The 15,780-nt window shown below is 48.4% G+C and carries 17 protein-coding genes and 2 pseudogenes; 13 read left to right on the top strand and 6 right to left on the bottom strand.

Annotated features, from left to right (window positions below; all coding sequences use genetic code 11):
• Positions 1 to 9 precede the first annotated feature (9 nt).
• A complete protein-coding gene (locus tag JKK62_RS18005; protein WP_201428387.1) occupies positions 10 to 1,551 on the top strand; it encodes a dockerin type I repeat-containing protein in 1,542 nt (513 codons plus the stop codon).
• Between the two features lie 238 nt (positions 1,552 to 1,789).
• Here JKK62_RS18005 and JKK62_RS13755 read toward each other — a convergent pair whose 3' ends face one another.
• Both JKK62_RS13755 and JKK62_RS17600 read right to left on the bottom strand, forming a co-directional pair.
• Positions 1,790 to 2,605, bottom strand: coding sequence for a sigma-70 family RNA polymerase sigma factor (locus JKK62_RS13755; protein WP_201428386.1), 816 nt, complete (start codon positions 2,603 to 2,605; stop codon positions 1,790 to 1,792).
• The gene (locus JKK62_RS17600) at positions 2,598 to 3,758 is read right to left on the bottom strand and encodes a DUF6076 domain-containing protein (RefSeq protein WP_243411858.1); all 1,161 of its coding nucleotides are present in this window, start codon (positions 3,756 to 3,758) and stop codon (positions 2,598 to 2,600) included. The genes JKK62_RS13755 and JKK62_RS17600 overlap by 8 nt, the downstream gene beginning before the upstream one ends.
• A gap of 284 nt (positions 3,759 to 4,042) precedes the next feature.
• On the opposite strand from JKK62_RS17600, the gene JKK62_RS13745 reads away from it, so the two are divergent.
• The 5 genes and pseudogenes from JKK62_RS13745 to JKK62_RS17595 all read left to right on the top strand — a co-directional run.
• Positions 4,043 to 5,878 carry a hypothetical protein gene (locus tag JKK62_RS13745; protein ID WP_201428385.1) on the top strand — a complete coding sequence of 612 codons (1,836 nt, stop codon included), beginning with the start codon at positions 4,043 to 4,045 and terminating at the stop codon, positions 5,876 to 5,878.
• Between the two features lie 641 nt (positions 5,879 to 6,519).
• Positions 6,520 to 6,903, top strand: coding sequence for a MobC family plasmid mobilization relaxosome protein (locus tag JKK62_RS13740; protein ID WP_201428384.1), 384 nt, complete (start codon positions 6,520 to 6,522; stop codon positions 6,901 to 6,903).
• Between the two features lie 2 nt (positions 6,904 to 6,905).
• Entirely contained in the window at positions 6,906 to 8,129 is a 1,224-nt protein-coding gene (locus JKK62_RS13735; RefSeq protein WP_201428383.1) for a relaxase/mobilization nuclease domain-containing protein, read from the top strand.
• A gap of 119 nt (positions 8,130 to 8,248) precedes the next feature.
• Complete coding sequence (locus tag JKK62_RS13730; protein WP_201428382.1) at positions 8,249 to 8,413, top strand: hypothetical protein; 165 nt, start codon at positions 8,249 to 8,251, stop codon at positions 8,411 to 8,413.
• A 182-nt stretch (positions 8,414 to 8,595) separates the two neighbouring features.
• A pseudogene (locus JKK62_RS17595) lies at positions 8,596 to 9,675 on the top strand (recombinase family protein); the annotation flags it as partial.
• 545 nt (positions 9,676 to 10,220) lie between these two features.
• On the opposite strand, the pseudogene JKK62_RS17590 reads toward JKK62_RS17595, so the two are convergent.
• The 3 genes and pseudogenes from JKK62_RS17590 to JKK62_RS13710 all read right to left on the bottom strand — a co-directional run.
• Positions 10,221 to 10,355, bottom strand: a pseudogene (locus JKK62_RS17590) (manganese catalase family protein); the annotation flags it as partial.
• Complete coding sequence (locus JKK62_RS13715; RefSeq protein WP_201428380.1) at positions 10,348 to 11,790, bottom strand: recombinase family protein; 1,443 nt, start codon at positions 11,788 to 11,790, stop codon at positions 10,348 to 10,350. The pseudogene JKK62_RS17590 and the gene JKK62_RS13715, both read right to left, overlap by 8 nt.
• 248 nt (positions 11,791 to 12,038) lie before the next feature.
• The gene (locus JKK62_RS13710) at positions 12,039 to 12,833 is read right to left on the bottom strand and encodes a zinc ribbon domain-containing protein (protein WP_201428379.1); all 795 of its coding nucleotides are present in this window, start codon (positions 12,831 to 12,833) and stop codon (positions 12,039 to 12,041) included.
• A gap of 99 nt (positions 12,834 to 12,932) precedes the next feature.
• Between JKK62_RS13710 and JKK62_RS17845 the strand changes: the two genes are divergently transcribed.
• On the top strand, positions 12,933 to 13,067 hold the full coding sequence (locus JKK62_RS17845; RefSeq protein ID WP_279380637.1) for a hypothetical protein: 135 nt from the start codon (positions 12,933 to 12,935) through the stop codon (positions 13,065 to 13,067).
• Here JKK62_RS17845 and JKK62_RS13705 read toward each other — a convergent pair.
• On the bottom strand, positions 13,064 to 13,432 hold the full coding sequence (locus JKK62_RS13705) for a helix-turn-helix domain-containing protein (RefSeq protein ID WP_201428378.1): 369 nt from the start codon (positions 13,430 to 13,432) through the stop codon (positions 13,064 to 13,066). The genes JKK62_RS17845 and JKK62_RS13705 overlap by 4 nt on opposite strands.
• Before the next feature lie 181 nt (positions 13,433 to 13,613).
• Between JKK62_RS13705 and JKK62_RS13700 the strand changes: the two genes are divergently transcribed.
• The 6 genes from JKK62_RS13700 to JKK62_RS13675 all read left to right on the top strand — a co-directional run bounded on the left by JKK62_RS13700 (position 13,614) and on the right by JKK62_RS13675 (position 15,747).
• The gene (locus JKK62_RS13700; RefSeq protein WP_201428377.1) at positions 13,614 to 13,832 is read left to right on the top strand and encodes a helix-turn-helix domain-containing protein; all 219 of its coding nucleotides are present in this window, start codon (positions 13,614 to 13,616) and stop codon (positions 13,830 to 13,832) included.
• A gap of 457 nt (positions 13,833 to 14,289) precedes the next feature.
• Positions 14,290 to 14,526, top strand: a complete 237-nt coding sequence (locus tag JKK62_RS13695; RefSeq protein ID WP_201428376.1) for a hypothetical protein — start codon at positions 14,290 to 14,292, stop codon at positions 14,524 to 14,526.
• Complete coding sequence (locus JKK62_RS13690; RefSeq protein ID WP_201428375.1) at positions 14,504 to 14,935, top strand: hypothetical protein; 432 nt, start codon at positions 14,504 to 14,506, stop codon at positions 14,933 to 14,935. Before JKK62_RS13695 ends, JKK62_RS13690 begins: the two co-directional genes overlap by 23 nt.
• A 7-nt stretch (positions 14,936 to 14,942) precedes the next feature.
• Positions 14,943 to 15,104: a helix-turn-helix domain-containing protein gene (locus tag JKK62_RS18000; RefSeq protein ID WP_201428374.1), complete on the top strand. Its 162-nt coding sequence runs from the start codon at positions 14,943 to 14,945 to the stop codon at positions 15,102 to 15,104.
• A complete protein-coding gene (locus tag JKK62_RS13680; RefSeq protein ID WP_201428373.1) occupies positions 15,101 to 15,265 on the top strand; it encodes a GlsB/YeaQ/YmgE family stress response membrane protein in 165 nt (54 codons plus the stop codon). The genes JKK62_RS18000 and JKK62_RS13680 overlap by 4 nt, the downstream gene beginning before the upstream one ends.
• A 92-nt stretch (positions 15,266 to 15,357) precedes the next feature.
• On the top strand, positions 15,358 to 15,747 hold the full coding sequence (locus tag JKK62_RS13675) for a hypothetical protein (protein WP_201428372.1): 390 nt from the start codon (positions 15,358 to 15,360) through the stop codon (positions 15,745 to 15,747).
• Positions 15,748 to 15,780 lie beyond the last annotated feature (33 nt).

The following is a 15,780-nucleotide window of genomic DNA, read 5'->3' as shown; positions in this document are numbered from 1 at the left end:
GAGTTCGCCGTGCAGACCGATACCGCGCTGAACAATGTAAAAATGGATTATGCTTCCGTTCAATCAGGCGGCAGTCTGACGGCGCAAAATGTCAAATCCTACTGTACTGAGCGGACACAGACCGAGTATCAAGACAGGTATTGTGTTTTATCCGCAAAGCGGATGGAATTGAAATACTGCGACCTGAAATATACTAACATCAGAAAATATTCCGACAGTTCCGATACGGTCAGCGTCACAGATTCCCGGCTGGAGGATAGTTCATTGATTGTTTACGCGGATACGACGATCGATTCCTGTATCGTTTACGGTACCGATATGGAGATATACGGCGATCTGACATTCCAAAAGACTACAGTAGACGCAAAGTTCGAGGGTCAAAACTCTCGGATTGAATGTTACGGCGCCGACACAAACGTGATTAACTGTAATTTCAAGGGGATCGCAGAAACAAAGCAGGGTGAGCGTCAGGTGTCTCTGGGCAACGGCATACCTGCGACCGAGCTGTTCTCCTACTATACATTCTCAGGAGCGAGCTTTGAGTTTCCATACACGGAGAACGTATCACGAGAGGTCAGATTCACCGACAGTTTGATGATGCTCGATCATATATATACCACAGACCCCGCTATGAAGCTGTACATCGACAACACCAGAATGATCATGTGTACCGGTGATTTTAACTCTGATGAATACGATTATGATGCGAATATTACCCTAATCGGCAATATTGATATTGTGAACGGCTACTGGGGCTCGTCCCGGGAGACAGGTATCATGATCGACCGTTTGGGTGATTACTATACCTTTGACGAAGCGACCGGCGAGCTTCACCTTTACAATGACTACGGCGTACGGGCGTGGGATCAGCTGACATATTTTGGTTATGAGGACGGAAAACCCGTTCTCAATCACGAGTTGATAGAAAAGGTCAAAAAGGTCGTGATCGGAAAGGATGTTACCGTGGAAGGGAGCCAATGGTTTACCGATTACAAGAACCTGAAAGAGATCGATAACGAGGGTCAGACAGATGATCTTTTCGATTATCACGGCTGTTCGTCTATTGAGAAAATCACGGTCGGGCAGAATGTTATCGATATGGGACCGAATCCGCAAGATGCTCCGACATTGAAAACACTTGTATACAAAAGCGATTTTTCGTATGAAAACGAGTATTATGATATCGACTATCTGATAAGATACAAATACTCTTATGATTCTTCACTGCCCAAGCCCGCTATCGAAAAGATTTTTGTGCCGCCGGCTACGATTGAACGCTGGAAGCGCAATGTTGCAAATGAGTATAAGGACAAGATACTTCCGCTTTATCTTCTCGGTGACGTTGACGGAAATTGTGACATCGAGATTAGGGATGCGACATTTATCCAAAGAAAAATCGCTGGAATCAATTTACCCTTTACTTTCAATAAAAAGACAGCTGACGTTGACGGGAACAATGATATTACCATTATGGATGTTACTTTTTTTACAAAAGCATCTGGTACATATGAAAGTATCGTACAAAATCGGCGAGCAGGTATTTTAAAATAAATGATTTGATCATGAACAGCGGAGGACGTACTTGTCCCCGCTGTTCGCGTTTTATGTAGCAGTGGTAAAATGATAGGAAAAAGGATTGCACACCCGCCACAGGCGATTTGTGGGCATTTGTGGGACATATCTGCACGACTGTGCTGTCATTATATACACCGCCAATCAAAGAAGAATTGATCTGACCGGATGATCGGCGTCATAAAAGGCTATGGACTGATTCGAGTACCATAGCCTTTTATTCTTGCAGTGCTTTTCTTAGCTTTTTGAGGATCGCTTTCAGCTTCTTTTCAGCGCCGCTTTCGGTCAGACCAAGCGCCATCGACGACGTGCTCATGGTGAACTTGGGGAGATCCCCGAGACAGTTCAGGCAGATACCGAATCTGCTCTCGATCAGCTTCTGCTCGGTGATCGTGAGATCAGCCAACGCGGAGATCAGCTTCTCCTTCTGCTCTAACCGGAAGAACCAATCCTCGGTCGTAAAACGGTCGGCAACGGAGTCGATCGCCGAGGCATTGTATTCATCATCCTCATCATCTGCATAGAACTCCGCATTGTACTTCGGCTTGAAGCCGGCAACGGCTATGATGTAATCCTCTACGCTCTTCTCGGTCAGATTCAGCTCGGCTGCGATCTCGTAAATGATCTCACGGGTCGTTTTCTTACCGTTGCTTTTCAGATAATACAGTCGGGCGATCTTTCTCAGCAGCTGATACTGATTCCGGTTATCCGGCTGAAAGTTACCGCAGTTGACGCGCACATACTCGTGCCAGGCGTTCAGCACCTTGAACTTTATCAGCTGTAAAAGGGGGATTTCGGAGCCATAGGTTTGTATTTCTTCCCACAGCAGAGAAGAAAAAATCTGCTTCAGATCTTCTGCCCGATACTCCTCCAGTTCGAATCGGCGGATGAACGCGCGAGCCCTCTCATCCAGCACGGGCTCGTAGAAGTGCAGGAATTCATTGTAGTATCTGATATCGCCTGTTTCCCTGAATCTCACAAAGTATTCGTTCCAATCGCTCAACCTGACAGGCGTGTAATCCAACTCATACATTCAGCATCTCCATCGCCTTTCGGTAAACATTCGTCATATCCATATCCTTCTCATATTGCGTGAAAGCGTATTCAAAATCGACTTGCGCCAGCTCAAAGCAAGAGTCGATATACTCCTTCGCCTTGGCAGATACAGCGTCATCGTATCTGCCGAGGCTTTTGTTTTTGCGGATCAGGTCATATCTGCGTTGCCATAGCAGATAGTGCGGGGAGTCGGTCTTTTTCTGCTGTTTGGGCTTTCTGTCGATCACTTCCGGATGCTTCGCCACATAGGAGCACGGTACGCCGTATTTGGGATTGACGGTACTGCAGTACAGCTGTTTGTGCGCGGTAGTCATGAAGAAGTAATCGTCGCAGATACCGCATTGCCACAGGTAATGCCCGTGCCGGTAGCCCTCGAACAGATCGGCAAACAAAAAGTCTTTCAAGTGATTGTAATAGACTTTGCGGAAGATGTGGCTTTCACCGTCAGCCTTTTCAACGACAGGCATCACCGATGCCTTCGTACAAAAGGGTTTTTGATCGGTGTGAAAGATAAGGGATAAGTGCGGGTCGGACAGGAAATCGCCGAACGCTTCTGCCAGTTGGCTTTTTGACCTCGCGCCGCGCTCCGCGACCTTATTTGTCATCTGAAACACAAAAGCGGAGTAGTGTGTAAGGTCATCGACTGCCTGATGAATGATCCTGCCGAGGGATAATACCAAATTGAAATCATCGAAAGCTTTCATCATATCATCCGCATGATCTGCTTTCTCAGGTGTGCTCAGATCGATTCCGTTCTTGTGAAATTTCCAAATCTCGGTATACTGATAGATTTTTTTCTCCGACAGAAGAAAAGAGATCTTCTCCTTGTACTTTTCAAGATCAAACAGAGAAGAGAAAGAAATCTCCTGCAGGGATTCGATCGCGGTGATCAGCCTGCTGCGGTATTCGATCAGACCGTCACGAGAGAGATCATCCGTGAGACTGTCAGCGAATCGCCGAAGCTCTGCGAACACGGTGGTATCCATGAATCGGCAATCGGGCTGAATAGCCAAATAACTTGTATAACCAAGCGGATAATCTTTTTCGTCGATCACAAAAGAATCTTTCTTATAGGTCACCTCAAACAGATTGACGGTATCCGTGATGTGCTGTATATCTTTTTCGAACAATCGTTTCACCTCAACGGTATTATATCACGTTCGATGGTGGAGATAATTGCGATTTAGAATAATCGTTCGAATTTTCACAAAATTCAGGAAACGGTTTTGACCTTTCACGGGAAAAGGCGGTTTTTTAAAAAAATCGGACATTGATAGAGTGGAAGGGGGAGCTTCCAAATAATCAAGAAAGGGGGACTTGAATGTCTCAAACAGAAAACAATAAAAACTCCCCGTTCGAGGTGCGGGATAACTGCCTTTACGTTACGACAACATCAAAGCGAGGGAGCAGTACTATGAAGCTCTGCAACTTCGTACCGCGTATCGTATCGGAAAAGACCGTCGATGACGGAGCGGTGGTGGAGAAATCGCTGGTGCTGTCCGGCGTACACGCCGACGGTTCAACGCTGCCAAAGGTGGAGGTGACCGGCGCAGAGCTTTCCAACTTCAACTGGCTTCTCGACAAGTGGGGCGCGAAATGTATCATCGAAGTCGGCCAGAGCCGTAAGGATCACCTGCGATACTACATCCAAACCACAGCAGAAGAAGCGGAGCAAAGCACAGAGTATCACGTGACCGGTTGGAAGAAGATCAATGGCGAGTGGCATTTTCTTTTGCCGACGACAACGCAACAAAAGGCGTGTCATTCCGAGGAGGGCGACCAAGCCCGACGTGGGAATCCCCTTCCTCCTGCAACCGGTCGTAATGACAGGGGGATTGCCACGGTCGCCGACACGCGTGTCGAACACGCGTGTTCGCTCCCTCGCAATGACAACGATACATCGCCGTTGCTCAATGTCGTCCTGAACGGCAAACTCCAACGCTATCGCGGGGCAGATGTGGATGATCTGTACGACCTGATCGACGCGTACAATCTCTATGAAAAACCTCCCGTGTCTTCTCTTATCATCCATCCGCTGATCGCGTTTGCTTTTCTCACGCCGCTGAATGAATTCTTAAAACAAGCAGGCTGTATGCCGAAATTCGTTCTCTTCATCACAGGAAGAACCGGTACCAGAAAGAGTACGATCGCTGCGCTGATCCTCAGTTTCTTCGGTCAATTTACGTCGTCCGATCTGCCGATGTCGTTCAGAGATACGGCAAATTCCATCATCGCCAACGCGTTCACGCTCAAGGATGTATTGACCTGTATCGATGACTTCTACCCGTCGGATAACACCGAAATGAAGAAGCTCAATGCTACCGCGCAGACCGTCATGCGCGCCTACGGTGACCGAACAGGACGAGCCAGACTGCGTTCGGATTCTACACTGATGGAGAGCAGACCTCCCCAAGGGAACGCCATTATCACCGGCGAGCTCAGCCCCGACGTCGGAGAAAGCGGTACCGCAAGATACTTTTCTTTGGAATTGAAAGAGGAGGACGTTGATCTCGGATCACTCTCTGTTTGTCAAAGTGAAGCAGCTGACGGCGCGTATCGCCGTACCATGTACGCATACACAGAGTGGCTGAAACGTCGTTATCTGTGTGACGATAGTCATGTTGAGAAACTGCGTGACAAGCTGCTGAACTGGCATAAAACTTTCAGAAACGATTACTACCATCACAATCAAATCTGTCACGGACGTCTGCCGGAAACGGTCGCGTGCCTGATGATCGGCATGCGATTCTTCCTTCAATTTATGGCAGAGAACGCCGTCATTAATCAGGAGGATCAGGAAGTTGAACTGGAGCTGTTTCGAAAGGAACTATATGCGTTAGCTGATCTTCAATCCGACAGTGTTGAGCAGGATAAGCCTGCCAACATCTTCATCCGTAAGTTGTACGCGCTGATAGAAAGCGGTGTGATCGTGCTGAAAAGGAAGGGTGAGCCGGGAGAATACACGCCGTCCTTCCACAGCGGTCTGGAGGACGATACCTACCTGATGATCCATCCCGACAGCGTCCACCGTCAGGTGAAAAAGCTCTGCAGCGACGCGGGAGAAGCATTCCCGTTCACCATGCGGGCGATCATGAAAGCGCTGGTCGAGGAAGGGATCGTCGAACCGGGTAAAGACACCACTACCCGCGTGACGAAGGTCGACAAATCTACACTCCGGCTGCTGTTTCTGCGCAAGGACAGAACCGAACCGATCGCGGGAGTCAATGTCGGCGCAGAGATAGTTTGCTGAAAAGTGTAACCCTGTAACCGATTTTCGAAAAGCCTCTTTGCGACTGGAATCCTTCTCAAATACGGAATGTAACTTTACCTGTAACTTCACGCAAAAATCTGTTGCCGAACAGCGAAAAATGTGTAACCGGTAACACATAGGTGACGCTTCGGTTACACTTTTACAAATCCTGAAAAAGCTGATGAACACTGAGTTTTTGTTTGAAAGTTATTTCAAATAACAGAAGTTACACTTTTATTTCGCATATACCTTATCGGAATTGAAAAGTTTTTTTCTTTTCTGTCAGCATCATTTCAAAGGTTCAATCCATAAGGTCTTTCAGTTGGAAACTACAGGTCATCCACAGCAAAGGCTTTTTCTGTCGTAAACTCAGAGCATATTCACTGAGAACTATGGGGTCCCCAAAAAGCCCCTGCTTTTTTGGGGAAAGGACGAACCGCCACACGAGGTCAAGGCATACCTACCGGATATGCCTACCGAGTACGGCGAGTGAGGACGCAGGCAGGCAAGCAGAGCGTCCGGCTGTCCGCCTCGTCGCCCCTCGCCCTTGGAGCTCGCTTTGCCGCAGGTATGCGGCAAGGCTTCGCTGTTCGGGCGGCGGCTCCTCTCCCCACCACGCAGGGGCGTGTTGGGGGCCCCGTATGGTTGCTCGGACACGATCACCGGGCGGTAGCCCGGACCCACTACACACATACATTCTGGAGGTGATAATCATTGTAAACAGAAAGAGAAATCAAACGATTTCTATTCGATTAACCGCAGCAGAAAAGAAAGAAATTGCAACTAAAGCGAAGCAGGCTCAGATGAGCTTGACCGATTACCTGATCGCATGTTCACGTCAAACTGAAATCAAAGTTACAGATTTATCCGGGATCCTTATTGAACTGAAACGCATCGGGAACAACATCAACCAGCTCGCGCGGAAAGCAAATTCCCGACGGATTTTCTATCCGAAATTCGATTCCGTTGCCGCAGAACTGCGAACGATCTATGACGCGATCCTCAGTTTGAAGGACGGTGATTAGCTATGGCAACCGTGATTTTTATCAAGGAAGGCGCGCAGAATCCTTCTGTCATGCACGCGGTGATCAATTATTGTAAGCAGGAACGCAAGACCTTTGACAGCAATTCTAAGCGCAGATTGGTCAGCGGAATCAACTGTGACGGAGAGAATTCTTACTGTGAATTCATGGCAACAAAAAAGGTTTACGGTAAGGATAACGGAATCTATTTCTACCATTACGCGCAATCCTTTTCACCGACGGAAAAGCTCACGCCTGAGCAGGCGCACGAAGTATCTTTGGAGTTCGCTGAGAGAGCGTGGCCGGGGCATGAAGTTATGGTCGCGACACACTGCGACGCCGAGCATATTCATTCGCATTTCGTTGTCAATTCTGTCGGGTTTGAATCAGGGATGAAGCTCCGCCAATCGCCCTCAACGCTCAGGCATTTGCGAAAGCTCAGCGATGAGATTTGCGTCGCGCATGGGCTCACCGTACTTGATCCATATGAGGGCGGTGGTAATCGAATGTCCACCCGTGAATACCGCGCGCGGATGAAGGGCGAAAGCTGGAAACAAAAGCTCGCTGACGATATCGACAAGGCGATGGAATTCAGCGGTAGCAGGGATGAATTCGAAAGAGCAATGTCCATCCTCGGCTATCGGATGACGTGGACGGACGAGAGAAAGTATCTCACCTTCCATTGTCCGAACGGTCGGAGCTGTCGCGATAAAAATCTTCACGATGAGAAATACCTGAAAAACAATATCGAAAACGAGCTCAATCAAAGAGCGCTTTCCGACAGTAGTTCTGAGCTTATTCAGCCGACAGGCTGGGAGGATTCGCGTGAGCTTTACGAGCAGCATCTGCGCGAACGCGCCCTTGCAAAAGAGGAATCTCAGAGGATCGCCGACAGCTATTCATCCACCGGTAATATCATTTCCGGCGGGATCGGCAATCTTGCAGGAGCGGTATCACGAATCATTGACGACGATTCCGAAGATTCGGAGGAGCGCCGCAAACGAATCGAAGGGCAGGAAAACGGCGCAGCGATCGGCGCGTTGATCGGAGCCGGAGTCGGTCTGATCACCGGTATCGCAAACAAAAAAGAAGCCCAACCACAGGAGCCCGATGACGAAGATGAGGACGATTCTCAGAGGGAAGAAATCCTCCGTGAAGTGTTCGACGAGGATGAATACGACGATGACTTTTACGATGATGAGGACGAAGGCTTTATCATGTCAATGTAAATAATAATGAAAGGATGATTGAATAATTGATAAACACAACATATTATTGTATGATCGATATCAACATGAAAGGAGTGATGACAACATAAGTATTTCTGATTCAGCATAGGATTGGTCAGGTGATGATCGTGAAAACGCAGATCGTATTGACCGAAAAACCCGAACAGATCACTGTATGCAAAGACTTGGAAAACCAAATCAAAAAGGCGATCTTCCTCGTGCTGAAAGAGAAAGGAATCCTTGATCAGAAGCAGTGTGAGGAATGTATTAAAAGAGCAACGTGACGTTGCATCCCGTCCCGCCTTTGTATGAGTAAGCATTTAAATAAAACGCAGTACAACGGCGGGGATGTCACGAAGCGATGATTGATTCAGTATATCGGGGCGGCTGATTCGGCCGCTCCGAAAATTAATATAGACTTTTCAAAATAATAGAGTATACTGTGTTGCTAAAGGAGGCAACGATTATGAAAAAAGAAACAGAAGTCATACGCGTCGCAGCCTACTGCCGCGTGTCGACCGATAAGCTCGACCAAGCCAATTCATTGGAGAGTCAGCAGCGATATTTTAACGAGTACATCGCCCGCAATCCATTATGGGAGCTGTACGAAATCTACGTGGACGAGGGCATCACCGGCACCAACACCTTCAAGCGCGAGGACTTCAATCGCATGATCAAAGACGGCAAGGACGGCAAATTCGATCTGATCATCACCAAAGAGGTCTCGCGATTTGCCCGCAATCTGCTCGACAGCATTGCCTATACCCGCGAGCTGAGGGAATACGGTATCCGGTTGATCTTCCTGAACGACAACATCGACACCGATCAGCCCGATCATGAATTCCGCCTCGCGATGATGGCGTCGCTCGCGCAGGAGGAAAGCCGAAAGACCTCCGAGCGTGTCAAGTGGGGACAGCGCCGACGGATGGAGCAGGGTGTGGTATTCGGACGCGATATGCTCGGTTATGACGTGAGGGACGGAAAGCTGATCATCAACGAGGAAGGCGCTGAGATCGTCCGACTGATCTATCACAAGTACCTCGACGAGGGCAAGGGCTGTCATGTGATCGCCAACGAACTGCGCGAAGCGGGGATCAAGACCTCGCGCTTCATGAAGGAATGGTCGTACACGGTCATCCTCCGCGTGCTGAAAAACGAGAAATACTGCGGCGATCTGGTACAGCAGAAAACTTACACGCAGAGCTATCTCTCCCACAAAAAGAAAGCCAACAAAGGCGAGTTGGACTACGTTATTATCAGAGATCATCACGAGCCGATCATCCCGCGCGAGCGTTTTGAAGCAGCGCAGCGGGAGCTGCAGCGCCGACACGATATGCACTACACCAAGAACGGCTTTGCCAATCGTTACGCGCTGTCCGGCAAGATCATCTGCGCCGAGTGCGGCGCAACCTTCGTCCATTCGCAGAAGAAGTGTCCGAACGGCACCAAGTACGAGAACTGGACGTGTATCACCAAGAATCGTCAGGGCAAGCCCCGCACACTCGAGAACGGTGAGACTGTCGGCTGCGATACGATCAATCTGCGCGATACCGATATCAAGCTGATCCTCAAGCACATCATCAGCGATGTGATGGGCAACAGAGAAGAATTGCTTGACGCGGTTCTCGGTACGGTCGACGAGGTGCTGCGCGTCTGCGCCGATAAGAACAACGTGGAATACTTTGAGAACGAGATCGGCAAGGTCGAAGCGAAAAAAGAAAAGCTTCTCGACATGTGCCTTTCGGGTGATATTGAGACATCAGAGTACAAGAAAGCCTGCGAGCGGCTGAACGCAGAACATGCCGAGCTGCTGGGCAAACTCAGCAAGGAAAAGGCAAATCGTGATATGATCGCCGACAAGACGCAGATCATCGCTGCGATCACGGAGTACATCAACGCGCTGAGTGTAGGGGAGGAGTGGGACGACATCTTCTACCGCAATATCATAGACAAGATCTATGTTCACAAGGACAGGACGATCGACGTTCACTTAAAGCTCATCCCCGAAAAATGGCAGGCAAAAATCCTCAAAGGCAAGGCTGAAATCGAGGTTTTTGAGCAAAATCAAAAAATTTTACAGCAAGGAGGGACTTCGGTGCCGATGTCGGTCAACGTCGCTTTCAGTTCGGGCAGCGGCATCGCAAACCGCTGTGACAGATAGCGGATCGACGCGCCGAGCTCGCCGTCGGGGCCACCATATCCCAAAAACAGATAATGATTAAATATAAAAAATAACGTCGATCGATGTGGTTGCGCGGTCGAAGATAATACGGTCAACGAAACCATGTAACAGAGCGTTCTTTTCTTCTTCACTCACAGATGGGTCTCGGAGCGTCTGTATTGCGTTTTTGTTTTCGTTGATGATTTTCCTGCGCAGGACTTTGACGTCAGGCTGTGGCTTTTTCTGAGCGCGCAGAGCATTGATTCTTTGATCAATCAAATCGCGACTCTTGCGCAACTCCTCGACCGTATATATCCCCGCCTCAAAAGCCTCTTTGATGCGGTCGTATTTCTGTACTTCCTTCTCGATCAGCGCGTCGACGTCTATCTCAACGGCGGGGGATGTGGACTGCGTGTCCTTTACAACGACATTGAACATCCCCGACTGAAAGAAGGTATCGATCGTACTGATCACCATTTCGTTGAGTCTCTTGATCGAAATATAGTGCGAGGATTTGCACTGGCCCTTTGTATAGCGGATACACTGCAGGCCCTGACCTCGCGCCGACATCGACAAGCTCGCGCCGCAATCGGAACATTTGACCAGACCGTGGAGCATATACATGTACTTCTTGCCATTTGCGTGGGCATATCGGGCGTGTTTCTTTTGATTCACCTCATACACTGCCTGTACCTTATTGAAGCTGTCCTCGTCTATGATCGGCTCATGCTGACCGTCAACGATCATAATATTGGGATCATCATAGTTGCGGCGCGTTCTGCCGTTCGGGTTCCAGCGAATCTTCCCGATATATACCGGATTACGCAGCACATAATCGACGGTGCGATTTTCCCACAGATTGCCGCGGGTGGTGCGGATCCCCATGTCGTTGAGCTTGTGAGCAATCTGCAAGGCACCCATACCATTCAGATAATCGGCGTAGATTTGGCGCACGATCGGGGCGGTGTCCAGGTTGATCACATATTTTTTATCGACGATATTATAGCCAAAGGCGGGGATCGATACGGCGCCGCCGCGTTCAACTCTCTCAGTCATGCCGCGTTTGACCTCTCCGGATAAGTTGATACTGTAGAATTCATCGAACCACTCAATGATGCGCTCGATCAGACTGCCGAACGGTCCGTCGATGATCGGCTCCGAGATCGACTTGACGTCAATATTGTTTTTCGCAAGCATACCCTTATAGAAGATACTTTCTTCCTGATTACGGGCAAAGCGGCTGAACTTCCACAGCAACACCGCGGAGAACGGCGCCGGCTTTTGCTTTGCGATGGCGATCATGCGGATGAAGTCCGGGCGCTTCTCGGCTTTGCGGCCGCTGATACCGTCGTCGCGGAAGATGAACTCGTTCGGTACGATGTATCCGTGCTGTTTGGCGTACTTGCGGATCTCCTTGATCTGGCTGTCGGGGGAGAGCTCCGTCTGATTGTCGGTACTGACGCGGATATATGCCGCGGCGGTTTTAAATTCAATATTCATGCTACACCTCAAAAAGGGTATAAAAATACCCCTGTAATTTGTATTGCAAAATTCACAAGGGTATGTTAGAATATTGATATGGTTTGGCGACCATGCTGTTACACCCTCGTGTGTGACGCCCGCTCTATCCTGTTCCAGCAGGGTAGGGCGGTTTTTCTATTTAGTTGAAAGTATAGTTTACATTTTTATCAAATGAAATTGAAAGTATAGTTGACAAATAAAATTAGAAGTGAAATTTCACTTGTTGTTTATTTCTCGTGGATCGTATAATACTCAATATCAACTCTCGGTACCGATTCATTATTCCCGAGCACAGTCTCGTAAGTATACAGACCTTCGCACACACCGTACAGATCAATAATGTCGTTCTCCAGGATCCTATCACCGCCGTCGGGAATCGTCACAGCGCAGATGATGGTGTCTTTCCAGAGCTTGCCGCCTTCTGCGAATTCATTATCTTCGGCAGTAACATTGACTCTGAGCGTGGTCGATTTGTTAAATATGGATTTAGATTCAAGGACCTGGATCACCTGACCGGTATATTTGAGATGATTGCCTTTGTAGTTGTCGGGGTTACGAGCCAGCGTGCTGTAATCGACCGTCTCGCAGCTGTCGATGAATTCCTTTTTCACTACTTCGGGATCCTCGGTAGCAGGCTCCGGAGCCTCTGTCTTTTCTTCCTTTGCCTCGGTAGCCTTCTCTTTCTCAGCGACGGAGGACGCGCTTGATGAAGCGCTCGAAGTGGATCCACCGCTCTTCTTAGTTCCGTCAGTCTTTTCGGCAAAGGCGCCTCCGATGCCGCCTACTACCAGAACACCCACAATGACCCATATCCACCACTTTTTATACCATGGCTGTTTAGGTTTGGTTTGTGTCGGCTGCTGGATCGGCTGCTGAACAGGTTGCGGAGCCGGATTCTGAATCTCTGCTGCAGGAGCCGGTGTGGGATTGGGCTCCTGTTTCACTTCTTGCAGATTTGCGCCGCAGTTGCCGCAAAACTTTGAGTCGTCGGGCTGTTGTTGACCGCATTTAGGACAATACATAGTAAACCTCCAAAGAAAAAATAAAAAAAGACTTTACAAAACAGAACAAATGTTCTACAATAGATAATATAAGTTAAACGAATGAAGGGAGATATATGAATGAATAAAGAATCAATGATCGAACAAATCAACTCAATACTGGATAAGGTCGAGGATGAAACAGTCCTGAAGGATATGCTGAATCTGATCGACGCGGTGTATCAACACCATCAGAACGGACAATGGGGACGCTAATCAGCGTCCTTTATTTTTTTGATCGCCTCGATCGCTGTACGGAGCGCCTCGCGCTCCTTGGGCGCCAGCTTGATGTAGTCCATCACGAACTTTACATCCTGTTCATTCAGATGATACTGAGCCTTGATTAGCTTGACGATCGTGTCCTCCGTCGTTGGGGGAGTGTCATCCCAGCCCATCAGGTGAGCCGGAGTAGTACCTAAAGCAGTAGCTAACGGTACCAGTACGCTGGTGGGCATTTTTTCGATATCATTACTTTCGTAGCGGTATATCGTGGCTCTGTCTTTGCCAATGATTTCAGCCAATTTATCAACAGAGATACCTTTTTCTTTGCGCAGCTCTTTGATACGGTCGCCGATTGTCATATGTATCACTCACTTTTATTTCTGATTACTATTATGTTATCATATACTTTGCAAAAATGCAACTATTATTTTTAAATATACGAAAAATATTTGCAAAAATGCGAATTTAATATTGACATTTAAGGAATAGAGTGTTAATATTAAGATATCGCATAAATGCGACTTTTGAGGAGGTGATAAAATGACAAACGTTGATAAACTCAAAGGAAAGATCAAAGAGAAGCGATTGACGCCCGAAAAGCTCGCTGACGCCATCGGAATCGATAAAAGCACAATGTATCGAAAGCTCAACAACGGCGGTGATGAGTTTACAATAGGGCAGGCAGATAAGATCGCAAAAGTTCTGTCGCTTGACGCTGGAGAAGCTCAAGCTATATTTTTTAGTCAGTTTGTCGCATAAATGCGACTTGCGCAAATTAAGAAAGAAGGTGAAACAATGAGTAGCGCAAATAATCATCGTCGCCGTAGCCGTCGGAGTTATGAGAAGCGTGCGGCTACAATGAATACTCTTCAGAGAAAGGCCGTCGTCAAAGAACATCAACCCAAGTTTTTGGATATCTTAATGACGCTCATGAAACGTCGACAGAATCGATTCAGAAAGAAAACCTTGATTCATTCTGAAACGAAATAATCAATATCATTCTCCGGCGTTAAGCGAGCGCGCTGTCTGTCATTGTCGGTATTTCCCGTGTATCGACAGTTGATCGCCAAACCTAACATTCATGTGTTTACCTTCCTATAAAGAATTTGTTTTACCAATCCTACATATACAGCAAGCAGGACAGGCAGCGTGTTCACTTAACGTCGGAGGAAAAAGACCAAGCCGTGACGGCATATGATGAAAAGAGGTGGTTTTGATGAGCAAGAGCGACAAATGGTCCGCAAGGGTCTGTATAGAAGATAACGGAAAGCGGATCCCCTGTCTTTTGATCGACAGCGAAGGAAAAGTCACCCGGCTCATCTCAGAAGAAGAACAAGAGCGATATGAGCGGAAAATGCTCAAAAACATAGGGGAGACCATGAGCCGATTCTATACGGCAAATCCCGAATATCTTGAAAAGGAGTGTCAAAATGAACGAAAACAAACAGCATGATACCGCACCCGAAGAGTATATCCCGAACCCCGCTAAGCTGATCCCGCCGTTTCTGGTCAGCATCGCGGCGACGATGGCGGGCGATACAGCACTGTTTTATAAGCAGATCGCCCCTGCGCTGCTGTTCTATGTGATCGTTGCGATCAGCATCGTGTGGATCATCAGAGCCGAGATGAAGAAGGAGCGCGCCGATTATCACATGTGGCGGCGGGTCAGCGACGCGCTGAATAAGGTCGACGGATTTGAGGACAGGCTCAATAAGTTCGAGACAGATCTCAGCTTGAAAGCGGACAAGCCTGCCCGGAGCAATATCCGCCCCGGATCGCGCCAAAGCGATCGCTACAAGAAAATGACGGGAGGTGCGACCGGTGACAATAGGAGAGAGGATCAAAGAGATTCGGCTGTATAAAAAGTTTATGACGCGCGAGGAGCTCGCCCAATCTTTGAATTGCAGTCAAAGCACTATATGCGCATGGGAGAGTAACACGAGCTTACCGCAGCTGCCTGCTTTTCTCAAACTACTGAACGTGTTCCACATCTCTTGTGAAGAATTCATGAAAGGAGTTGAGATCGAATGATCCAGCAGTACATCCTGCCCGCGATCGGCGGCGCCGTTATTCTGTTACTGCTCTTCGGTTTTATCCGGAGAAACGTCAAAGATTTTATTTCGGTGCTGTTTGACCAGCCGGAGGAAACCACTGAGGAAGAATACGACATGAAAGGAGAAAACCATGAGTAAAAAAGAAAAAAACCGCCGGGAGCGGCAACTCCACAGCGGCAAAGAAAAAATCTTCTAAATCTATTATAGCCGAGCCGATCAACATTGTCAATATGTCTGGGGCTCAAATCATCGCGGCGGCGATCGAGCGCTTGCAAAAAGAGGATCGCGCAGTCAACTATGACCGTCACGGTCGGATCATGCACAGCGACGTCCTCAATGCCCTGTGCTGTTTCTGTGAACAGAACGCCGAATTCGCACAGGCGATCTGCCAGTCGGACAAGACCCTCGAGGATTGCATGAAGGCAGTGGCGAAGGGCGTTACGACCGGGATCTCCGATCTCGAAGCCTACAAGCGCGCGGTGCAGTTTTATTTTGCCGGCGCAACCGTAACCTTTAAGATGCTGATCGACGTCGGAGACGGTGTGCTGAACGACGTCTCTGCAAAACCGCAGCAGATCGAGGTCGGCATGGACAGTCTGATGGATCTGATGGACTGGTGATCGGCTATGAGGAAAGAACGAAAAGAAGCGCTG

It is taken from the genome of Ruminococcus difficilis (assembly GCF_016680995.1).
This window is presented reverse-complemented; position numbering and strand designations above follow the sequence as displayed.